Source organism: Atopobium sp. oral taxon 416, assembly GCF_018128285.1.
Lineage (GTDB): Bacteria > Actinomycetota > Coriobacteriia > Coriobacteriales > Atopobiaceae > Olsenella_L.
In genome coordinates, this window is sequence record NZ_CP072380.1 from 389,040 (window position 1) to 409,195 (window position 20,156).

Here is a 20,156-nt window from a genome sequence, read left to right on the forward strand (position 1 = left end):
CTACGCTTGCCAGTCACAGGCGGGTCTGCCATCTGCCATGGCGGCCCTCTCCCGGATTGAGGGCGCTGATGTGCTCAAACTCTGTCGAGAGCCAGTGTTCGCCGTCCTGGGGCGGCCATATCTGATTTGCGCGGCGCTCCAAATCATGCGTACTTCCGCGACCTCGTGCGGAAGCTCTTCTTGTAAGATGCACAGATATCAAGTGCGCTGCCACGGTGCTGGAGTCTGTATGGGCTTCGGTGCCGCTTGGCGTGGAGTGGTGCTGAACCCTCGAAAAGTGGCAAGCTGGACTACTCACTACGCTAGCTGCACCTTCTCCCGTGCGATTCGCGGGCTGTCAAGTGAGCCAACTGCATTGCTGCTAAACTTGACACAGATATATGAGTGCGTAGCCAACCTTGGACAGGGGCGATGGACATTCGACGCACGCTTATGGGTAGGCTCCGCACGCACGAGTGGCGGGAGTCGCTTTCTCTTTGGATGCCTTGGGGTGAAAGAGTTCCGTACGGGAGACGAGAAGGCTTCCAAAACCGATGGTGCCGTCATCCACGCGTCCGACGGGCATCTGCATTTCCAGTTTGCCTGTGAGCCATAGGGGGCTGACGGCTGGTGGAAGTGCGCCTTTGCGCCCAGCCCGGCGGCGCCACACCGGAGTGCAGGGCGCTCGTGCTTGCACGTTTCCGCAATGTATCCGCAGACCCTTCTCGCCCGAGGCGACGCTCTCGGGTGTGGGACGTCAGCACCAGCCGGATGAGCATTTGTGGTATCGGCGAACGTTCGATGCGTCCCCTTGGGACGAACGAGTGGCTATTGCTTCACTCTGATGCTGTTGACTACGCTTGCGCCTGCTTTGTAAACGGACGTTTTGCTGGTACGCATACTAGTGGCTACCTGCATCTCTACGTAGTGACCGACTCCGCTACGAAGGTCTACGACGAAACACTGCTCACGAGCGATACGGCACAATTCGAGTTCGACCTGCCTGCAGTCGATGGCCTCTCTGCCAAGGCGACAGGATTCATCACCGATGTCGGCCTAGCGCCCGTATCGTCGATTACGGAATGGGACGCTCCACCGACTATGAGACTATGGCGTGATAGACGGTAAGGTCGGCACGCTCGAAGTGACGCTGGCGGCCGCTGCCGTGACGGCCGAATCTGCCACGAAGCCCTATGATGGCACGCCTCTTATGGCAGGTACTACGCTTGAAGGCTTCGCCGGCGGCGAGTCTGTGACGGTTGCTACAACAGGATTTCAGACCGATGTCGGGTCGAGCACCAACACCTATTCTGTAGATTGGAACGGCACAGCAAAGGAGAAGAACTACATGCTTTCCGAGAGCCTGGGCACGCTGACAGTGGAGAAGAATTCGTCGCTTGTGGTCATCGTAGTACCGACGCTTACGAAGAGCGGAGGACCACTTACAGCAACTGAAGCGGTCGCAGAAGGACTCTCCGATGTCCGTAGTGCCAAGACTACCTTTTCTGGTTCGCAGACCGATATCGGATCATCTGAAGTCGCTGCCGAGGGCTATCAGATCCTCGACAGTGAAGGAAAAGATGCTATGGCAAACTTCACGAATGTCTCTACGGAAATGAGTTTGCTCACGGTGACGCCTGCTTCGCTCACGGCCGTGACGCCTTCTACAAGCAAGGTGCATGACGGCGTGGCGCTCACGATGACAGAAGGATCCGAACTTTCATGCCTTGTTGCCGCAGACGAAGACAAGACGACCCTCATCATTATCGGTTCGCAGACCTAGGGAATCCGCAGACAATGCATTGTCGAAACCCTAAAGCTCGGAGAGGCCCCCAGGGGCTGTTTCTCACTGCAATGGGATTGCAGCTTCCTTTCCGTAGGGCCAAATAGCGCAGGAGAGTGGAGTGGAAGCGAAATAGGGTTTGGATTGTGCGGATGCCTCACGTTGGACGACGCTTTGCTCCCACGCGTCTTTCCGGAATCTAGAAGAACATCATCAGTTGCAGATGGGCAACGTCTGCTTATTTCTATGGTGCAGAGCAAGCACTTTCATGCCGAACAACAACGATTTACTACCGTTTACAGAAAAGCGATCCAAAGGGTAGCGGTAGCCCAAAAATCCGCTTGAAACGCAAGCTCAATGAGTGTAGAAATGTACCTAAGCGGTAATTGTACGGACAACCGAACAATCAGTAATCGTATCAATAAACATGCGATGATGAGTGGATGGAACGGAAGGACATGTACACCACACTAAAGAATGTTCTTGCCGAAGCGTCAGAGCTGAATATGGCAATTGGTGCTTTTAACACGCATAACCTTGAGATGGTTCAGGCGATTGTTAAGGCTGCAAACAACCAAAAGACCCCTGTCATCATCCAAACTTCCGAGGGAACCGCCATGTATGTTGGAATGAAGACTCTCGTTGCGGTGTGCAAGTCTCTCGCAGATGAGTATGGGGTCGATGTCGACCTTCACCTCGATCACGCCAAGAAATGGGACAACATTCGCGAGGCTGTGGATGCTGGCTTTGGCTCTGTTATGTATGACGGATCCGCGCTTCCCTTCAAGGAAAATGTCCTTGGCACTAAGCGTGTTGTTGAGTACGCCCACGCTGCTGGTGCTTCGGTTGAGGCTGAGCTTGGTACGGTTGGTGGGACCGAGGATGGCGTCGTTGTAGACTCGGACGCTGTTCGCCTCACCGAGCCGTCCCAGGCAGTCGAATTCATTGACAAGACTGATATCGATGCTCTTGCAGTTGCTATTGGTACGAATCACGGTCAGTACAAGTCCAAAACTCACATCAACTTTGAAGTTCTAAAGTCGATCTATGAGGTGGCCAAGCGTCCGCTGGTCATTCACGGCGGAACTGGCGTTTCAGACGAGGACATTCATCACGTGATTGATCTTGGCATCCGTAAGTTCAATGTTGGCACTGAGCTCCTGGTGCAGTGGAACAGGAAGTCCAAGGAGCTCTATGACACCAACAAGGAGAACACCTCAAACAGGAATAATGTCATTCCTGCCCTTGAGGCGATCACCAAGGTTGTCGAGTATAAGATCAGCCTGTTTAAGAATATCTAGTTGGTGCTGGTGCAAGCGGAGAACGGAAACTTTGGGGATGGAAACATGAGCATTTTCTGCGTCGGCCAAGCTGCGTATGACATTACTGCGCGGGTAGATGAAGACATCGTCCCTGACCAAAAATACCGCCTTACGACGCACACTGAGTGCCCAGGTGCTCCAGCTCTCAATGGCGCATGTGTTTGTGGCAAGTGGGGTGCGTCTTCCTATCTGGTTGCTCGCATCGGCGAGGATGCTTGCGGTACGATAATTAAGAATCAGGTGCGTAGCTGCGGCGTCAATCTCGACTATCTGCTTGATGCGCCAGGAGTGTCGACTTCGTTCAGCTTCATCGTTGCTAATGGTAAGACGGGAACCCGCACCATTTTTAACTTCCCGTCCCAGTCAATCGAGGCAAACGTTCGGTTCCCAGAGGAAGCGCCAGACGTTATTCTCTGCGATGGACACGAGCCAGAGGCAACCATTGCATTTACGAAGCGGTTCCCTCAGGTAGCGGTAGTGGTTGACGCGGGGACTTGCTGTGAGTCCACGATGCAGACCGCGTGTGTATCAGATTACATTGTCAGCTCCAGGGCATTTGTCGAGCAGTACACAGGTAAGTCGCTCCCTCAAGACGACGAGGGGATTGTAGAGGTTCTGCATGCCCTGGGGGAGATCAATCCAGGATGCAAGGTAGCGGTGACGCTTGGTCCTGAGGGGCTTGTCTACCTCGAGGACAACGAGCTTGTTCGGATGCCGGCGTTCCCGGCAAACGCTGTCGATTCTACTGGCGCAGGCGACATCTTCCACGGGGCGTTTGCATACGGGCTTTCACGCGGACTGAGTTTTGCCGATTGCCTGACTCTGGGATCGATGACGGCTTCCATCTCCGCCGCGAAGATGGGTAGTCAGCGTTCGATTCCCGAGCTTGACGAAGTGCTTGACGCCCTTGAAGCGCACGGTATTGCTATCGCAGGGCTTCGCTAATTCCATCTCTACCAGGACTTATGAGAAAAGACTGAAAGGACGAGATTCATGTCGGATAAGTTTGACATGAAGGACATGGTTAGGCTCCAGAATATCCAGATTATGGACTCTGTGGATACTTGGGAAGATGCCGTGAGGGCGAGCCTAAAGCCCCTCGTAGACGGAGGGTATGCCGAGCCGCGTTATGCAGAGAATGTTATTGCTGACATCGAGAGCGTGGGCCCATACATTGTCCTGACTGATGACATTGCACTGATTCATGCGCGTCCCGAGGAAGGGGCAATTAAGACCCAAATGGGTCTGACACTCCTTCGCAATCCCATCCGGTTTGAAGGGTCTGACAGTGACGTGACTTTGCTGTTTGCACTTGCGGCACAGGACTTCACATCACACGTTGACGCGATTCGCGTCCTTGCCAATCTCTGTATGGACGAGTCAAAGGTAGAGCAGCTCAAGTCCTGCTCTACTCAAGAAGAAATCTTTAATCTGCTCATGGACGAGTCTGAATCTAGCAACTGAGCGGGGCTGACCTTGCTAATAGAGATCGATTAGATACGAAGGGAGGTACATCATGGTAAGAATCGTGGCAGTGTGTGGCGCTGGCCTTGGTAGCAGCTTTGCCTGCCAGATGGCAATCGAGCAGGCGATGCAGGCCCTTGGCGTAAACGCGAAGGTTAGTCACACCGATACTTCGACAATTTCTGCAATCATCGATGACGCAGATGTTGTTGTCTCTGGTAAGAACTACCAGAAGCTCATGGAAAAGAAGAACCTTCATAAGCCTGTGGTTTTCCTTGATCGTCTGGTCGACAAGGTCGAGATTACTGAGAAGCTCACTCCGATCCTTAAGGAGATGAGGGAGCTCAAGTAGTGTAGCCAGAAGGTCTTCGTTTTTTGATTGCAAGCTCTCATTTTACTAGAAGAAAGAGGATGAAATGGCTGTCCTGAATTGGATTGTTAGCAACATTTTGACTCAGGCGTCAATCATCATCGCCCTCATCGCCTTCCTTGGTCTTGTGCTTCAGAAGAAGCCTGCCAACGAGGTATTCGCGGGTACGATGAAGACGCTCTTCGGCTTCATGATCCTGTCTGCCGGCTCCAGTGTACTTCAGGGTTCGCTGCAGTACTTTGGCAACGTGTTCAATTCTGCGTTCCAGATTGGTGCAAGCGGAGGGGCAGTAGTTGCTTCGATTGAGGGCATTAACGGCCAGGCTATGACCAATCTTGGCCTGGGTTCCGAGATTTCGATCGTTCTGCTCGGTATCTTCATTGTGAACCTGATTATTGCTAGGTTCACCAGGTTCAAGTACATCTTCCTAACCGGACAGGCCCTGCTCTGGGAGTCTACGCTCGCGGTTGTCTTTACATGGTTCCTTGGTCTGCGTGGTCTGCCCCTGATTCTCCTCGCCTCTCTCGTTGGCGGCTGCTTCGCAACCTTTATGCCGGCAATCGCTCAGCCGGTGGTTCGTAAGATCACAGGTAGTGATGACATTGCCCTTGGCCACTTCTGCACCATTGGCTACATGGTTACTGCTGGCGTCGCAAAGCTCTTTGGCGATTCGAGCCACTCCGCCGAGGACGTGAAGATTCCCGAGAAGCTGGACTTCCTGAATGATACGTACCTCGCTGTCTTTACCATCATGCTGCCGTTCTATATCATCGCTGCAGCAATTGCCGGTCCTGAGGCCTGCACAAGCGTAGCGGCTGATCTTGGCCTTTCGACCAGTCTTAACTTCATCGTCCAGGCATTCCTCGAGTGTTGTACCTTCGTTATTGGCCTCTATATCCTGATGATGGGCGTCCGGCAGCTCCTCGATAACATCGTGCCTGCCTTCCAGGGCATCTCGATGAAGCTCGTCCCTGGTGCCAAGCCCGCTCTGGACTGTCCCGTGCTATTCCCCTATGCTCCGAACAGTGTCATCCTCGGCTTTATCTTTACTACCATCGGCTCCATCATCGGCATGCTCATCTCTCCGGTTACTGGCTATTTCGTAATCCCCGGCGTCATGTCGAACTTCTTCGCTGGTGGCACTGCAGGCATCTTCGGCAACGCTGCCGGTGGTCGCCGTGGTCTGGTCATCGGCTGCATCGTGCATGGTATCTTCATCATGCTCATGCCCGCCCTTCTCACCCCGATGCTCGCGCAGATTGGTTTTGTCAATCTCACCTGTACCGACGTGGACACCGTGTCCACTGGTTTCCTGCTTTACGGCATCAAGTGCCTCGTTGGGCTCTTTGCCTAGTTTTATCTGTAGGGGGCTGGTCGCAATTCATGGCCAGCTCCCTCTTCCCGTTTTGGAGGTTTGAGTGAAATGATTTTTTCCCGCAGGAAGAGCAAGGAGTTCAAGCCCGAGGAGCCCGCCACCGAGGCTGAATCCAAGCCTGATCACGACGAGTTAGTTCGCCAGGCGGATGACTTGATTTCTCAAATAGAGAATGTAGGCGGAGTAGAGAAGTGCAACTTGCTTGAACGTCGTGGCGAGGCTCTCATGTCTGCAGGTGAGGACGATGCTGCTATCGAGGCGTTCGAAGGATGTATCAAGGCCGGAAGGCGCATGGGTGTTCCGTACCGTTCTCTCACAGCACTTTACAACCGCAAGCGCAGGATTGCAGCGGAGCAGGGAGACGAGGAAGGTGCAAAGCTCTACCTTGACAAGTTGCAGAGCCTCATGCAGAGTTCGAAGGACTTGTTGCGTGGCAAGTAACACGTAATTAGACATCAGTATGAAAATGAGGATGGGCATTGAATGAGAAAGATGCTGATTCTTCTCGCGGGTTATCCGGCAACGGGTAAGTCGACGTTCTGTAAGGAGCTGCTTGGAAGGCATCCCGAACTGCCTGTGATTGCTCCCGATGATATTAAGGAGCAGGTTTGGGATGAGTTTGGCTTTGATACGGCAGAGGAGAAGGCCAAGCTGGAAAAAGTGGTATGGGAGCGTTACTACAAGAAGCTCGAAGAATGTATGCCACAGGGGGAGAGCCTTGTTAGCGACTATCCCTTCTCCGATAAGCAAAGGCCGACGTTGGCCAAGCTCGTTGCTAAGTATGGTTACCACGCCATCACGGTGCGTTTTGTGGGGGGCTTGGACGAGATTTACAAGAGGTCGCTAAAGCGCGACCTGTCTCAGGAGAGACACCTGGGGCATCTTATGAACCATTACCGTAAGGGCGATTACCTTGCGGATAGAACAAAGGCAGATGCGCTGGTAACGCGCGAGCTGCTGGAACGCCGTTGCATAGAAAAAGGCTACAGTTCATTTGTGCTAGGGGATTTGGTTGAAGTGGACGCAACTGATATCGCCTCGGTTGACGAGGCGGCCGTGGTTGATCAAGTTGAGGCGCTTGCAGAGAAGTATGCATAGACTGATATGCCCCATGCGTTTTATATGCCCATCAGCCTGCCAATCGGCAATGGCGTCCCAGATCCGGATGGTTGGTCCGGATCTGGGGCCAGGGCATGTCTGCAGCCGTGGCATGCAGCCTTTCTGCTCTCGCGGACTCCGTGTCGCCATCTCCGCATTTGCGGATACAGCGAGAAATGCGCTCTCGGGGCCCACGTCCGTGAGGCAGGAGAGCGGGGTCGCATGGGGCTTCCATCTTGTTCCGGATCCGGAGGCGAGTGCCTGGTCGCCGAGCTATGTAGCCCATGGCACGCGGCCGCCGGCGCACTTCCGGAGAGCGGCGTTGCGTCCGTCCCATATAGCGAGGCGGCGCTCCCACCGAGCCATGTATCGTGCTGCTTGCTCCATGCAGGCCTGAGATTCCCGCTTGGACGGCTCCTGTTCGCAGGGCGTGTAGGGTTTGCTCCGAAGTCCCCGGCGCTGCCCATTCCGCTGCATCCGATGCTCCAGGACTGCCGGAGAGCCTTCCCAGGGCTGTCTCGCCGGCCTTCGTGCCAAGAGCCGCGATAGCTATCAATCTAGCATGCACATCTATCGCCGCGGAGTTGCCATGGCCGGCGGCGCCGAACCTGCCCATCCGACACCTTCCGCCTCGCCGGTCCCAACCATATCTCCGGTGCAAGGGGGTGGGATGGCATCGGGACCGGATGCTGATGGACATATCGTCTACTGGACTTATACTTGTATATTATGCTTGTAAATTAAAGATATCTGAGTATTGATTGGTACATGGTTAACCAACTGGAAGTTTGATAATACAGCTGTAGTGTACAAAAGCATTTGTATTCCATAAGTCGAAAATGTAAGCGAGCATGCATCATGGGAATAGCAATAACTGAGACAAGGTCCCTCGATCCAACTTCTCATGAGCAGCTGTACTACCAGCTGTATGACATACTCTTCCAGGAGATAACGGGGGGTTCTCTGGCGGTTGGCGACTTTGTCCCGTCAGAGACAAAGCTCGTAGAGCAGTTTGGAATTAGCCGAGAAACGGCTCGTAAGGCCATGCAGATGCTGGTGGAAGATGGCCTTATTGAGCGCAGGCGTGGAGTTGGATCGGTTGTTGTTGCAACTCGCCCCAAGACAGCCCTTAACTGGGCCTCTTCTGCTCTTAAATTGATAGATGACCAGCCTACCAATGCAGTCGGGAAAGTTGAGAAGCACATATTGAGTTCTGGCGTGGTTCTTGCGGACTCCAAAGCCTCAGGGGCCCTCAATCTTCCTCTTGATACGCCGCTCTTTCGCCTTGATCGAGTTAGATGCAAGGGGGAAACGCCATACTATCGCGAGACCGTTTGCTTGGAGGCAGGCTATGTCCCTAATGCACCTGAGCACGACTTCTCAAAGGAGTCGCTTCGTGCGTATTACAAGAACGTGCTTCATGTATCTTGGACTCGAGCTACCCAGATAATGAGGTCCACGGGGGCCGACGAGGAGACGGCAGTAATTCTGCATGTAGAACCCGGCTTTCCTCTTCTTGTTGTTACACGTGTCTCCTTTGATGCTAATGGCATTCCTCGTGAGTACGGTGTGTGGAAGTATCGCTCGGACCTGTACTATCTTGAAATGTCTCTAGTTAAGTAAAGCGACATGCCATAGCTCTGTAGGTAGGTATCTGACAACTAGAGAAACGATGGTTAATTCAGCTCGATGAGGTCGCTGGGGTCACACGCTGTATGTCGCTGGCTCAAAATGTTTCGAACCGTGCAGTTCCCATACCCACATAGATACCTATCTGTCTTCTGGATATGGTATAGCTACATCCAGCATATCCAAAAGGCAGATATGGACAGCCAGATGAGCGTTTAAGACCTTAAATCCTAAGGTCTGAGGAGAAAGACCCGGCGAGAGACATTCCTGGAGCGGATGGATGCAATCGTTGAGTCAAGTCCGAAATCGTGTGTAAATTGCCTCATAAGTAAACGCTCCTGCGAGCCGTCACGAAGCGAGCCTCATCCGCCGCTGCGTGCGGGCTATCTCCTCGAGATCCTCTTTCCTCCTCTCATAGCTCCTCGACCGCCGGCAGCCAGTACTGTTTGCTCTTGGCAGCCCACCTGTCGTTCTCCTCGATGAGGTAGGTCCCGACGAGCCTTATTAGCGAGCCCTTGCTCGGGAACACGCCGATGACCTTCTCCTGGCGCTTCACCTCTGCGTTGAGCCTCTCGAGGTAGTTCGACGTCCTGGTGCACCTGCGCATCGCCGGCGGGAGGGCTGAGCTGTAATCTTTTGGTGGACAGTGGGATTCAGGGACTGGCAACAGATATGCTCTGTCCAGATACCCACCTACCAACACCAGCAGATTGAAGAGATGAGATGTCGCTAAGCGCAAGCGAGATAGAGAAGGCAAAGTCCCGCACGAAGCCGGAAACACCCAAACACTACACTGAAGAAGTATTGCCTCGAGGCTATCGACTACTACAGCAAGGCACGTAAGGCCAACCCGAAGAAGAGCATCAGGGAGTGCGCCGCGAAGCTTGAGGCCAACGACAAGACCTTAAACGACTGGATCATCAAGCACTCAAAGACCAAAAGGCTGACCCAGGTAAGGACCGACGAGCACAAGCAGCTCGACGCAGTGAACAGGCGCATACACGAGCTCGAGAGCGAGAATAAGTTCCTAAAAAAGCGGCAGCCTTCTTCGCCGGAAGCCTCTGACGAAGGACAGGTTTTAGCTCATGCTGGAGAAGAGGGCAACCTACAGCGTCTCGATGATGGCACGCGTACTGGAGGTGAGCAGGTCCGGCTTCTACAGATGGCTCAAGGCCGGAGGCGGTGAGGACCTATGGGGTCCCCTCAAGGAAGCCATCTGCGCTATATGGGAGAAGAGCGACAGGCGCTTTAGCTTTCGCAAGGTATGGACCAAGCTCACAGGAGATCCGAAGTTACGCAAAATTTACAGGCACGACCCGCTACCGCGTGCGCAGGTGCATGGCTGAACTGGGATAGGCGGCATCTGATCCAATGCATCGAAGAGAACGACGCTGCCCGCACCTGATACCCCCGAGCGCCCCGACCTCACCCGGCGCGGCTTTTCGTGTCTTGTGCCGACAGCCAAGCTCGTGGGCGACACAACCTATCGCAGGACCACGGCAGGCTTTATATATCTCGCCGTCGCGCACGATCTGTGCACACACATGGTGGTGGGCTGAAGCATACAGGACAACATGAGGGCAGGGCTTGTCGTCTTTGCCCTGAAGATGGCATATTCGCGCGGATACGTGGCCAAAGGGGCCATATTCCACAGTGACCGTGGCAGCCAGTACACGAGCTCAGAGCTGACCGCCTGGGCAGCCGTACCCGACGTGAGGCTCTCCGTGGGGAGAACCGGAAGCTGTCACGACAATGCTGTAGCCGAATCCTTCTTCGCCACGCTCAAGAACGAATGGTACTACCTTAAGCGCCTCTTAGATGCATCCACGACCAAGCACAAGGCACACGAGTTTAATCGAGTCGTACTACAACCGCTTCTGCCCGCATAAGTCCATAGGAGATCGCGTACCCGCAGAGGTGATGCAGGAGTTCTTCGAGCACTTCGAGAGAGGCCTTGCATACGATCCAAAGGTGATGCAGACCGCATAGAATCTGAGATTTCTCTGTCCATTATATTGACAGGGCTCAGAGCGCGAGCCTATCACGTGGCCGTCTGTGGCCACCTCCCCCGAGCACGGCTCGACGAGGGCCTGCTCGAAGGAGATGAGCGGCCCCTGCCTCCTGCCGAGGTCCCCGTAGAGGCCCGATAGCGCATCGTATCCCATCTTCAGCCTGGGCATCCTAAAGCGAGAGCACGCTCATCTCGTAGAGCCTCGCGAGCGCCCCCATGCGCTGGAAGCCTTCGACGAAGTGGATGAGGGCGCAGGCATATATCCTGTCGGCGTCCGCACGCGCGAAATGCTTCTTGAGCAGGGTAAGGGTCCCCTGTAAGCAGTCCATCGCGACTGCATACTGGCCGGACTCGACGCAGGCAAGCTCGCTGTTTGCGACCTTAGTCCCCGCATTGCTGAGGTAGCCCTCCGCCTCCGTGATCCTGCCGATGCAGCGGCCCATCTTTGTCCTGCGCCTTCCGCCCTCTCGCACGCTTCGGTACTCGCAGACGTAGTAGTGGCCCGATATCGCCTTGACCATCGTGCCCTTCGGCTTCATCGCGCGGATCTTTGCCGGCACGGAATACCTACCCATGGAGCCTTACAGCATACCTATACCACAGCGGCGGAAAGGCAGGAAACCGAGACAGAAAGAGGGAGGAATACCTGGTAGATGGGGCACTCCTCCCTCGATGCGGCTGGGCATGCTGTATTCGGTAACCTAAGAATCCGGATTGTTGTGGCTAGACTGTTAGAAAGATATTGAATGCGAATCTCAAAGCTTTGGAAAAGGACCAGCTGGTGCATCGCGAAGAGTACCCGCAGACTCCTCCGAAGGTGGAATACAGTCTCACAGAGCGCGGGAAGCCGCTCACACAGATCTTGGATGTAATGTGCGATTGGGGAGAGGAGTACCAGCTTTAGCGCCTCTGTGATGAGCGTGTGTGTTTGCGAATGAGGTTAAAGAGCGGAATACGGATCAGCTGATCGAAGAGGGTTGCCACTGCGATAAAGGCGGCTGAGAAGAGGATGCCGATCCCGAAGAAGCTGCCCCAGGAGGCCGGAGCTGAGGCTAGGATACTGGCCAAGACAGCCCCGATGAAGGCTTGCCAACTGGTCCAGCTGAGTGACTGAATGATATAGAACGCTAAGGTTGACTGTGCGGTCTTCAGAATGATAGTGGTTCCAACAGATTGTTTCGGCTGGTTTGTATAGGTCCGTGCGAAGCAGAAAGCTGTGAGTGCGAGCAGAAATGAGATCAGCGAGGTCGATTTGTAGGAGAGTGCGATGAGCACGTCAATACTGTTGCTGACAGCGTAGATACCACATACCACAATGCTGAATGCTGCTACAACGATCAGGGCTGTTCGGCATTTGCGGCGTGAAAGCGGACGTTTTCTAGTCCAGTCAGAAAGTGCGGCTCCTCCGACATAGGTCATACAGTAGGTCCAGCCGCTCATCAGTTTCTTCCAGGAGAGGAGTGAGCGCGCCGCATCATCCGGTGAGACGAAGGCGATGTAGCCGTTGATCAGATAGGTAAGCACGAAGAGCATGAGAACAATCATGCTGCGATGCTTTGGAGCGGCCTGCCACAGGAGCGCTACGATCGGCGTGATCGCTATGAACACGATATAGAGCCAGATAAATTCCAGGTTCATGCCGAGCCAGGAGAGCGAAGCTGCTGAGATTTCGGGAAGCGGGACGATCCAGGTGCTGATCGCAAGCAGGATCAGGGCATAGAAGAGCAGGATTGCTAAGAGCCTGAGGGCGCGGCCAAAGCTTTTGGCGCACTGCACTCTGAAGGCTGCCCATGAGGGATGCGTGAGGGCCTGTGCACAGCGGGGAATCAGGAAGTATCCTGAGATCAGGAAAAAGACGTGGTTGCCTGCGGCTCCGAGAAACCCGATCCAGCCCAGTGCGGTGAGTGCCCCTCCGTTATAGATATGTGAGAGTGCCTCTGCCGTCTCGTTATAGGGCAGGAAGGTATGGAAGATTGCGATAGCGGTGATCGCAACCGCGCGGAGCAGCTCTATAGAATATTGACGGGTGGAACGCTGGGCCATGAAATGACTTCCTCAAGTTGTGGTGGGTCCATGTAGGATGGATACGCCTGGGTGCGTGGTATTTTGACAACAGCGGCCGAGGATCGTAAAGTATCTGCTTGCGCCTATTCTGGGCGATGTCGTGCTGTATCGCCTCTATCATAAGCGTGATGACAATCTTAGGTTCAAGAAGGAGAACAACTTTGCCTACTATTAATCAGCTTGTTCGCCAAGGTCGCGCGAGCGTTAAGAGTAAGTCGAAAAACGCTGCATTGCAGCACAATCCTCAGAAGCGTGGTGTGTGCACCCGTGTGTTCACCACGACCCCGAAGAAGCCGAATTCTGCGCTTCGTAAGGTTGCCCGTGTCCGCCTTGTCAACGGCATCGAAGTAACCGCCTACATTCCGGGTGAGGGCCACAACCTGCAGGAGCACTCGATCGTCCTCGTCCGTGGTGGACGTGTCCGTGACCTCCCAGGTGTCCGTTACAAGATCATCCGCGGTGTCTATGACTGCGCGGCAGTGCAGAACCGTATGAAGGCACGTTCCCGCTATGGTGCTAAGCGCCCGAAGGACTAGAACGTACCCGGGCTATCTGAAAATCGATTGAAGGAGATATACCATGCCGCGTCGTGCAGCAGCTAACCACCGCGAGGTTCAGCCAGATGCGAAATACAATAATCGCTTCGTGACTCAGTTGATCAACAAAGTTCTTCTTGAAGGCAAGAAGGCAACCGCAGAGCGCATCGTCTATGGTGCGTTCGATATCGTTGCCGACAAGACCGGTCAGGACGCTTTGACCGTGTTCAAGAAGGCGATGGACAACATTCGCCCGACCCTCGAGGTCAAGCCTCGCCGTGTCGGCGGCGCAACCTATCAGGTGCCTATGGAGGTCAACTCCCGCCGTGCAACCACCCTCGCGATCCGTTGGATGGTGAACTTCTCACGCGCCCGTAAAGAGAAGACCATGGCAGAGCGTCTCGCAAACGAGATCGTCGACGCTTCTAATGGTGTGGGCGCTTCCGTCAAACGCCGTGAGGACCTCTTCAGAATGGCAGAGGCAAACCGTGCGTTCTCTCACTATCGCTACTAGTTGAGAGTCAAGGAGCTAAAAGATAGATTATGGCAAAAAAGGTTAAGTATAAACTCGAAGACCTACGTAACATCGGTATCATTGCCCACATCGATGCAGGCAAGACTACGACGACCGAGCGTATCCTGTACTACACTGGCAAGACCCACAAGATCGGCGAGGTCCATGACGGTGCAGCCACGATGGACTGGATGCCGCAGGAGCAAGAGCGTGGCGTGACTATCACCTCCGCTGCAACCACCTGCTTCTGGAAAGATCACATCATTCAGATCATCGATACCCCGGGCCACGTTGACTTCACCGCTGAGGTCGAGCGCTCCCTGCGTGTTCTCGACGGTGCAGTCGCTGTCTTCGACGCCGTCGCTGGTGTACAGCCGCAGTCCGAGACGGTGTGGCGCCAGGCTGAGACCTACCACGTACCGCTAATCGCTTTCATCAACAAGTACGACCGTGTCGGCGCTGACTTCTTCCACGCTATCGACACCATGAAGGACCGCCTGGGTGCCAACGCTGTCGCCGCTCAGATCCCGATGGGCTGCGAGGCGAACTTCTGGGGCCTCATCGACCTTGTCACCATGAAGGCGTGGGACTTCAAGGAAGACGACAAGGGCATGATTTACCCCGAGGTTATGGACGAGATCCCTGACGAGTTCAAGGACACAGCTAACGAGAAGCGCGAGGAGCTCCTTGAGGCTGCTACCAACTACGACGACGACCTGATGGAGAAGGTCCTCGAAGACCAGGAAGTCCCGGTACCGCAGCTCAAGGCTGCGCTTCGTAAGGGCGTCCTGAAAAACGAGCTCAACCTCGTCTTCGTCGGCTCTGCCTACAAGAACAAGGGCATCCAAGAGCTGCTCGATGCTGTCGTCGACTACCTGCCGAGCCCGCTCGATATCGGTAAGACTGAAGGCACCGACCCGAGAACCGGCGAGAAGATCTACCGTAAGGCTGACTTCTCTGAGCCGTTCTCGGCACTGGCCTTCAAGATCATGACCGACCCCTACGTCGGCAAGCTGACTTACATCCGCGTCTACTCCGGACAGGCTGAGGCTGGCTCCTACGTCTACAACGTTAACAAGGACACCCGTGAGCGCTTGGGCCGCATCCTTGAGATGAATGCAAACGACCGCGTCGACCGTGACGAGTGCTCCGCAGGCGATATCGTTGCCTGCGTCGGCCTCAAGAACACCGCAACCGGCAATACCCTCGCCGACGAGAAGCACCCGATCCTGCTTGAGTCCATCACCTTCGCGAAGCCGGTTATCGACGTCGCCGTTGAGCCGAAATCCAAGGCTGAGCAGGAGAAGATGGCTGTCGGCCTTGAGAAGCTGGCTGAGGAGGACCCGACCTTCCAGGTCCACACCGATCAGGAGACCGGCCAGACCATCATTGCCGGTATGGGTGAGCTGCACCTCGAGATCATCATCGACCGTCTGCGCCGTGAGTTCCACGTCGACTGCAACGTCGGTAAGCCGCAGGTCGCCTACCGTGAGACCGCAGGACACGCCGTCAAGCATGCCCAGGGCAAGTTCGTCCGTCAGTCCGGCGGCCGTGGCCAGTACGGTGACGCAATCATCGATATGGAGCCCAACGAGGAGGGCAAAGGCTATGAGTTCGTCGACGCAACCGTCGGTGGATCCATCCCTAAGGAGTACATCCCCTCTGTTGATAAGGGTATTCAGGAGGCGCTGCAGTCCGGAGTTATCGCCGGCTACCCGGTTGAGGACATCAAGGTCACGCTCGTCGATGGCTCCTACCATGAGGTCGACTCCTCTGAGGCGGCATTCAAGATCGCCGGTTCCATGGCGATCAAGAAGGCCCTCGAAGAGTCCGATCCGGTGCTGCTTGAGCCGATCGAGCGCGTCGATGTCGAGACCCCTGAGCAGTACATGGGCGATGTGATGGGCAACCTTTCCAGCCGTCGCGGTAAGATTGAGGGCATGGAAGACCGCAGCAACACCAAGGTCATCCGTGCGAAGGTGCCCTTGGCTGAGATGTTTGGCTACGCGACAGACCTTCGTTCTGAGACGCAGGGCCGTGCGAGCTATACGATGCAGTTTGATAGCTACGAGCCGGTTCCGAAGAACATCAAGGATGAAATCGTAGCGAAGAATGCAGGAAAGACCGAGTAATAGACTCGTGCGTCTATGCTCTAAAATGGAGGTACCACCGTGGCAAACGAAAAGATTAGGATTCGCCTGAAGGGCTATGATCACGAAGTGGTCGATCAGTCCTCAAAGCTGATCGTGGACACTGCACAGAAGACGGGCGCCCGGGTTTCCGGCCCTATCCCCCTGCCCACTGAGCGCTCTCTGTACACCGTCATCCGCTCACCGCACAAGGATAAGGATTCCCGTGATCAGTTTGAGATGCGCACCCACAAGCGTCTGATCGATATCCTCGATCCGACCAACTCGACCGTCGATTCCCTGATGAGGCTTGAGCTGCCGGCGGGCGTTGAGATTGAGATCAAGCTCTAACGGCTGTTCCATATAACCAGGCAGGAGAGAGGATCTTCCACAGGCTGGGAGATCCTCTTTTTTGGTGCTGGTACACGCGCCCTAGCATCTGTTGATTTTCTCACTTTAAATGCGTATATATTGTGAAACTCACAGATTGAGTGTAAAGTAAAAAAGCTGCTGCTAGGGGACCTCTGTGTCAAGTCTCGCTGCAGCGTGAGAAGAGGATGTAGTCCGCTGGGGAGGACGTTAGTGTACGTCTTTTGGGTCCCATGACTACCGAAGGGTAAGGATTGAGTATGGTCACTACGATTCTCGGCCGTAAGCTGGGAATGACGCAGATCTTCGACGAGGATGACAACTTCGTCCCGGTCACCGTTGTTCTCGCTGGTCCCTGCACCGTCTCTCAGGTGAAGACTAAAGGCACTGACGGCTATGAAGCCGTTCAGATCGGCTTTGGCGACATCAAGGACAAGAAGGTCAACAAGCCTATGTCCGGCCACTTTGAGAAGGCAGGTGTCAAACCGATGCGCTATCTGCACGAAGTGCGCGTAGACGACGCAAGCCAGTACACCGCTGGCGATCAGGTTACCGTCAAGGACTTCGCCGATGTGAAGGCTGTCGACGTAACCGGAACTTCTAAGGGCAAGGGTTTCCAGGGTACCGTCAAGCGCTGGAACTTCTCACGCGGACCTATGGCCCACGGTTCTCGCAACCAGCGTGAGCCGGGCTCCATCGGCCAGTGTGCGTATCCCGCACGTGTCCGCTTAGGCCTTCATATGTCAGGCCACATGGGCGATGAGCGCGTCACGGTCAAAAATCTCAAGCTTGTGCGTGTTGACGCTGAGCAAAATCTGATGCTCATAAAGGGCGCTGTCCCCGGCGGCAAGAACGCTTTAGTTTCTATCCGTATGGCCTAAGGCCAAAACGCCACTTTAGGCTAATAAGGAGGACAGGATGTCCCGCATTGATATAAAGAATATGGCAGGAGAGAAGGTTGATGCTGCAGATCTTGCAGAGGCAGTCTTCAGCGTTGAGCCGAATATCCCTGTAATCCATCACGTTGTGGTGTGCCAGGCAGCATCCCGCCGCCAGGGCACCCATTCTACCAAGAACCGCTCAGCCGTCTCTGGCGGCGGCGTCAAGCCGTTCCGTCAGAAGGGCACCGGCCGCGCCCGTCAGGGCACCATCCGCGCACCGCAGATGAACGGCGGTGGCGTAGTCTTCGGGCCGACCCCGCGCTCACATGAGCGTCGCGTGAACCGCAAAGAGGTCAAGCTCGCACTTCGCGGCGTGCTCTCCGGTAAGGTGAAGGACTCCGAGCTCGTGCTCGTCGACGAGTTCAAGTTTGACAAGCCTTCCACCAGGCAGGCTAAAGAGACCCTCGCAAAGCTCGGTCTTGCTGACAAGCGTGTCACCCTCGTCGTAAACGACGAGGACGTAAACACCTATCTGTCATTCCGCAATCTGCCCAAGGTAGTAGTCATTGGTCAGACGGAGGCGAATGCGGAGTATCTTATCGACAACGATGCTCTCGTAATGCCTGTGGATGTCGCAAAGCATTTCGAGGAGGTGCTCGCGTAAGATGGACTCTCAGTACAATGTGCTCGTCCGCCCGGTGATCTCCGAGCGTTCATTTGACCAGATGGAACAGGGGAAGTATACCTTCGAGGTCGCTCCGAAGGTCCCGAAAGAGGAGATCAAGGGTGCGGTCCAGAAGCTCTTCAATGTCCATGTGGTGAAGGTCAACACCCTGTGGGTCAAGCCGAAGACCAAGCGTGTCCGCTATCAGCCCGGCCAGACCCGCACCTGGAAGAAGGCTATCGTCACCCTAAAAGAGGGAGAGACGATCGAGCTTTTCTCCAACCAGCAGAAGCAGGACGACGATTCAGCGTCTGAGTAGGTAATGATGCCCTCAGATATACTTGGGGGCTCAATGTTTGGTGCCGTATAGATACGCGCGGTACCGTGGTAATCCGGTGTCAGCATGCTTTGAGGCATGAAGCCTCATTCCCTTAAGTGTGTTGGCCAACGGAACAGAAGGGAACAAGAGTTATGGCTGTAAGGCACTTAAAGCCAACAAGCGCAGGCAAGCGCTTCCAGACGGTATATGACTTCAAGGACATTACCGTTAAAAAGCCCGAGAAGGCACTTCTCGAGCCACTGCCAAAGAAAGCCGGACGCAACAGCTTCGGCCGTATTACGACCCGTCACCAGGGCGGCGGACACAAGCGTCAGTATCGTGTTATCGATTTCAAGCGCCGCAAGGACGATGTCCCGGCAAAGGTCGCCGCAATCGAGTATGACCCGAACCGCTCCGCTCGCATCGCCCTGTTGCACTATGCGGATGGCGCCAAGTCCTACATCTTGGCCCCCAGTGGCCTCGAGGTCGGTGACACCGTCATCTCCGGCGATCACGATATCGATATTCAGCCGGGCAATGCGCTGCCGTTGTCTGAGATCCCCGTCGGTACTTTGGTCCACGCGGTGGAGTTCAAGCCTGGCAAGGGCGCCGCAATCGCCCGCTCCGCCGGCACCTCCATCCAGCTGATGGGCAAAGAGGGCAACTACGCGATCCTACGCATGCCCTCTTCAGAGATGCGCCGCGTGCTGCTCACCTGCCGCGCCACGATCGGTGAGGTCGGCAATGCTGACCACTCCAACATCGTGATCGGCAAAGCGGGCCGTCAGCGCTGGAGAGGCGTTCGTCCGACGGTCCGTGGTACGGTCATGAACCCAGTCGACCACCCACACGGTGGCGGCGAGGGCAAGAACCACACTTCCGGTCGTCCGTCTGTGACCCCGTGGGGCAAGCCGACCAAGGGCTACAAGACGCGTGATCCTAAGAAGGCTTCGAATTCTTTGATCATCCGTCGTCGTAGAACGAAATAACCGTCGAGAAGGAGTGAATAAATGAGCAGAAGTCTCAAGAAGGGACCGTTTGTGGAGACGCGCCTCCTCGAGCGGGTTACCGCAATGAATGAGTCAGGCAAGAAGGATGTTATCAAGACCTGGTCACGTTCAAGCACCATCTTCCCGGAGATGGTCGGCCACACGATCGCGGTCCACAATGGCCGCCAGCATGTCCCTGTCTACATCACCGAGTCCATGGTCGGCCACAAGCTGGGCGAGTTCGCCCCGACCCGTACGTTCCGTGGTCACAGAGTTGCAGAGTAGGAGGTCACGACTAGATGAAGCAGATTGAAAACGGAGCCTTCGCCACCGCGAAATACGTGCGTATGGCTCCCCGCAAAGTCCGTTTGGTTGTTGACCAGATTCGCGATAAGTCCGTCAACCAGGCACTCGAGCTGTTGCAATTCGCAAACGTTGCCGCTGCAACCCCGGTCGAGAAAGTGCTGCGCTCAGCTGTCGCCAATGCGGAGAACAACAACAATCTTCGTGCGAACAACCTCGTAGTTACCAAGGCCTATGTGGATGAGGGACCGACGCTGCGCCGTATCCGTCCGCGCGCAAAGGGCTCTGCATCACGTATCAACAAACGCACGAGCCATATCACGATCGTTGTCGCTTTGCGAAAGGAGGCGTAAGGGG

27 protein-coding genes are annotated in these 20,156 nt (G+C 55.1%); 23 read left to right on the forward strand and 4 right to left on the reverse strand.

The features are described from left to right. Positions 1-13: 13 nt before the first annotated feature. The gene (locus J4859_RS16660; RefSeq protein ID WP_256436802.1) at positions 14-142 is read right to left on the reverse strand and encodes a hypothetical protein; all 129 of its coding nucleotides are present in this window, start codon (positions 140-142) and stop codon (positions 14-16) included. A gap of 467 nt (positions 143-609) precedes the next feature. On the opposite strand from J4859_RS16660, the gene J4859_RS02020 reads away from it, so the two are divergent. The 10 genes from J4859_RS02020 to J4859_RS02065 all read left to right on the forward strand — a co-directional run bounded on the left by J4859_RS02020 (position 610) and on the right by J4859_RS02065 (position 9,014). Continuing rightward, positions 610-1,107 (forward strand): hypothetical protein, encoded by a 498-nt coding sequence (locus tag J4859_RS02020; RefSeq protein ID WP_212332349.1) that lies wholly within the window; start codon positions 610-612, stop codon positions 1,105-1,107. Continuing rightward, positions 1,094-1,762 carry a hypothetical protein gene (locus J4859_RS02025; RefSeq protein WP_212332351.1) on the forward strand — a complete coding sequence of 223 codons (669 nt, stop codon included), beginning with the start codon at positions 1,094-1,096 and terminating at the stop codon, positions 1,760-1,762. The genes J4859_RS02020 and J4859_RS02025 overlap by 14 nt, the downstream gene beginning before the upstream one ends. Before the next feature lie 458 nt (positions 1,763-2,220). Next, on the forward strand, positions 2,221-3,063 hold the full coding sequence (locus J4859_RS02030; RefSeq protein ID WP_212332353.1) for a class II fructose-bisphosphate aldolase: 843 nt from the start codon (positions 2,221-2,223) through the stop codon (positions 3,061-3,063). 45 nt (positions 3,064-3,108) lie between these two features. Next, positions 3,109-4,029 (forward strand): carbohydrate kinase family protein, encoded by a 921-nt coding sequence (locus tag J4859_RS02035; RefSeq protein WP_212332355.1) that lies wholly within the window; start codon positions 3,109-3,111, stop codon positions 4,027-4,029. Between the two features lie 48 nt (positions 4,030-4,077). Next, positions 4,078-4,548 (forward strand): PTS sugar transporter subunit IIA, encoded by a 471-nt coding sequence (locus J4859_RS02040; RefSeq protein WP_212332357.1) that lies wholly within the window; start codon positions 4,078-4,080, stop codon positions 4,546-4,548. 52 nt (positions 4,549-4,600) lie between these two features. Continuing rightward, positions 4,601-4,900: a PTS sugar transporter subunit IIB gene (locus J4859_RS02045; RefSeq protein ID WP_212332359.1), complete on the forward strand. Its 300-nt coding sequence runs from the start codon at positions 4,601-4,603 to the stop codon at positions 4,898-4,900. A gap of 64 nt (positions 4,901-4,964) precedes the next feature. Beyond that, positions 4,965-6,272 carry a PTS ascorbate transporter subunit IIC gene (locus J4859_RS02050; RefSeq protein ID WP_212332360.1) on the forward strand — a complete coding sequence of 436 codons (1,308 nt, stop codon included), beginning with the start codon at positions 4,965-4,967 and terminating at the stop codon, positions 6,270-6,272. A gap of 60 nt (positions 6,273-6,332) precedes the next feature. Further along, a complete protein-coding gene (locus tag J4859_RS02055; protein ID WP_212332362.1) occupies positions 6,333-6,734 on the forward strand; it encodes a hypothetical protein in 402 nt (133 codons plus the stop codon). Positions 6,735-6,776: 42 nt separating this feature from the next. Beyond that, on the forward strand, positions 6,777-7,391 hold the full coding sequence (locus J4859_RS02060) for an AAA family ATPase (protein ID WP_212332364.1): 615 nt from the start codon (positions 6,777-6,779) through the stop codon (positions 7,389-7,391). A gap of 858 nt (positions 7,392-8,249) precedes the next feature. Continuing rightward, on the forward strand, positions 8,250-9,014 hold the full coding sequence (locus tag J4859_RS02065; protein ID WP_212332366.1) for a GntR family transcriptional regulator: 765 nt from the start codon (positions 8,250-8,252) through the stop codon (positions 9,012-9,014). Between the two features lie 418 nt (positions 9,015-9,432). Here J4859_RS02065 and J4859_RS02070 read toward each other — a convergent pair whose 3' ends face one another. Then, complete coding sequence (locus tag J4859_RS02070; protein ID WP_371812147.1) at positions 9,433-9,801, reverse strand: transposase; 369 nt, start codon at positions 9,799-9,801, stop codon at positions 9,433-9,435. Between the two features lie 304 nt (positions 9,802-10,105). Between J4859_RS02070 and J4859_RS02075 the strand changes: the two genes are divergently transcribed. Beyond that, complete coding sequence (locus tag J4859_RS02075) at positions 10,106-10,366, forward strand: hypothetical protein (protein WP_212332370.1); 261 nt, start codon at positions 10,106-10,108, stop codon at positions 10,364-10,366. A 228-nt stretch (positions 10,367-10,594) separates the two neighbouring features. Next, a complete protein-coding gene (locus J4859_RS02080; protein ID WP_212332372.1) occupies positions 10,595-10,909 on the forward strand; it encodes an integrase core domain-containing protein in 315 nt (104 codons plus the stop codon). 292 nt (positions 10,910-11,201) lie between these two features. On the opposite strand, the gene J4859_RS02085 is transcribed toward J4859_RS02080, so the two are convergent. Then, complete coding sequence (locus tag J4859_RS02085) at positions 11,202-11,606, reverse strand: hypothetical protein (protein WP_212332374.1); 405 nt, start codon at positions 11,604-11,606, stop codon at positions 11,202-11,204. Positions 11,607-11,773: 167 nt separating this feature from the next. On the opposite strand from J4859_RS02085, the gene J4859_RS02090 reads away from it, so the two are divergent. Further along, positions 11,774-11,935 carry a winged helix-turn-helix transcriptional regulator gene (locus J4859_RS02090; RefSeq protein ID WP_256436803.1) on the forward strand — a complete coding sequence of 54 codons (162 nt, stop codon included), beginning with the start codon at positions 11,774-11,776 and terminating at the stop codon, positions 11,933-11,935. On the opposite strand, the gene J4859_RS02095 is transcribed toward J4859_RS02090, so the two are convergent. Next, positions 11,932-13,074, reverse strand: a complete 1,143-nt coding sequence (locus tag J4859_RS02095) for an acyltransferase family protein (RefSeq protein ID WP_212332376.1) — start codon at positions 13,072-13,074, stop codon at positions 11,932-11,934. The two genes, J4859_RS02090 and J4859_RS02095, sit on opposite strands and share 4 nt — an antisense overlap. Positions 13,075-13,256: 182 nt before the next feature. Here J4859_RS02095 and rpsL point away from each other — a divergent pair, with 182 nt between their 5' ends. The 10 genes from rpsL (at position 13,257) to rplV (ending at position 20,152) form a co-directional block, all read left to right on the forward strand. Next, on the forward strand, positions 13,257-13,631 hold the full coding sequence (gene rpsL, locus J4859_RS02100) for a 30S ribosomal protein S12 (RefSeq protein ID WP_212332378.1): 375 nt from the start codon (positions 13,257-13,259) through the stop codon (positions 13,629-13,631). 43 nt (positions 13,632-13,674) lie between these two features. Further along, positions 13,675-14,145, forward strand: coding sequence for a 30S ribosomal protein S7 (gene rpsG, locus J4859_RS02105; RefSeq protein WP_212332381.1), 471 nt, complete (start codon positions 13,675-13,677; stop codon positions 14,143-14,145). 29 nt (positions 14,146-14,174) lie between these two features. After that, positions 14,175-16,277 carry an elongation factor G gene (fusA, locus tag J4859_RS02110; protein WP_212332383.1) on the forward strand — a complete coding sequence of 701 codons (2,103 nt, stop codon included), beginning with the start codon at positions 14,175-14,177 and terminating at the stop codon, positions 16,275-16,277. Positions 16,278-16,316: 39 nt separating this feature from the next. Then, the gene (gene rpsJ / locus J4859_RS02115) at positions 16,317-16,625 is read left to right on the forward strand and encodes a 30S ribosomal protein S10 (protein WP_212332385.1); all 309 of its coding nucleotides are present in this window, start codon (positions 16,317-16,319) and stop codon (positions 16,623-16,625) included. A gap of 278 nt (positions 16,626-16,903) precedes the next feature. Then, positions 16,904-17,524: a 50S ribosomal protein L3 gene (rplC, locus tag J4859_RS02120; RefSeq protein WP_212332387.1), complete on the forward strand. Its 621-nt coding sequence runs from the start codon at positions 16,904-16,906 to the stop codon at positions 17,522-17,524. A gap of 37 nt (positions 17,525-17,561) precedes the next feature. Further along, positions 17,562-18,188: a 50S ribosomal protein L4 gene (rplD, locus tag J4859_RS02125; protein ID WP_212332389.1), complete on the forward strand. Its 627-nt coding sequence runs from the start codon at positions 17,562-17,564 to the stop codon at positions 18,186-18,188. Between the two features lies 1 nt (position 18,189). Then, positions 18,190-18,507 (forward strand): 50S ribosomal protein L23, encoded by a 318-nt coding sequence (rplW, locus tag J4859_RS02130; RefSeq protein ID WP_212332391.1) that lies wholly within the window; start codon positions 18,190-18,192, stop codon positions 18,505-18,507. A gap of 152 nt (positions 18,508-18,659) precedes the next feature. After that, positions 18,660-19,496 carry a 50S ribosomal protein L2 gene (gene rplB / locus J4859_RS02135; RefSeq protein ID WP_212332393.1) on the forward strand — a complete coding sequence of 279 codons (837 nt, stop codon included), beginning with the start codon at positions 18,660-18,662 and terminating at the stop codon, positions 19,494-19,496. 21 nt (positions 19,497-19,517) lie between these two features. Then, complete coding sequence (rpsS, locus tag J4859_RS02140; RefSeq protein WP_212332395.1) at positions 19,518-19,781, forward strand: 30S ribosomal protein S19; 264 nt, start codon at positions 19,518-19,520, stop codon at positions 19,779-19,781. Between the two features lie 14 nt (positions 19,782-19,795). Then, a complete protein-coding gene (gene rplV, locus J4859_RS02145; RefSeq protein WP_212332399.1) occupies positions 19,796-20,152 on the forward strand; it encodes a 50S ribosomal protein L22 in 357 nt (118 codons plus the stop codon). The last annotated feature ends 4 nt before the right edge of the window (positions 20,153-20,156 follow it).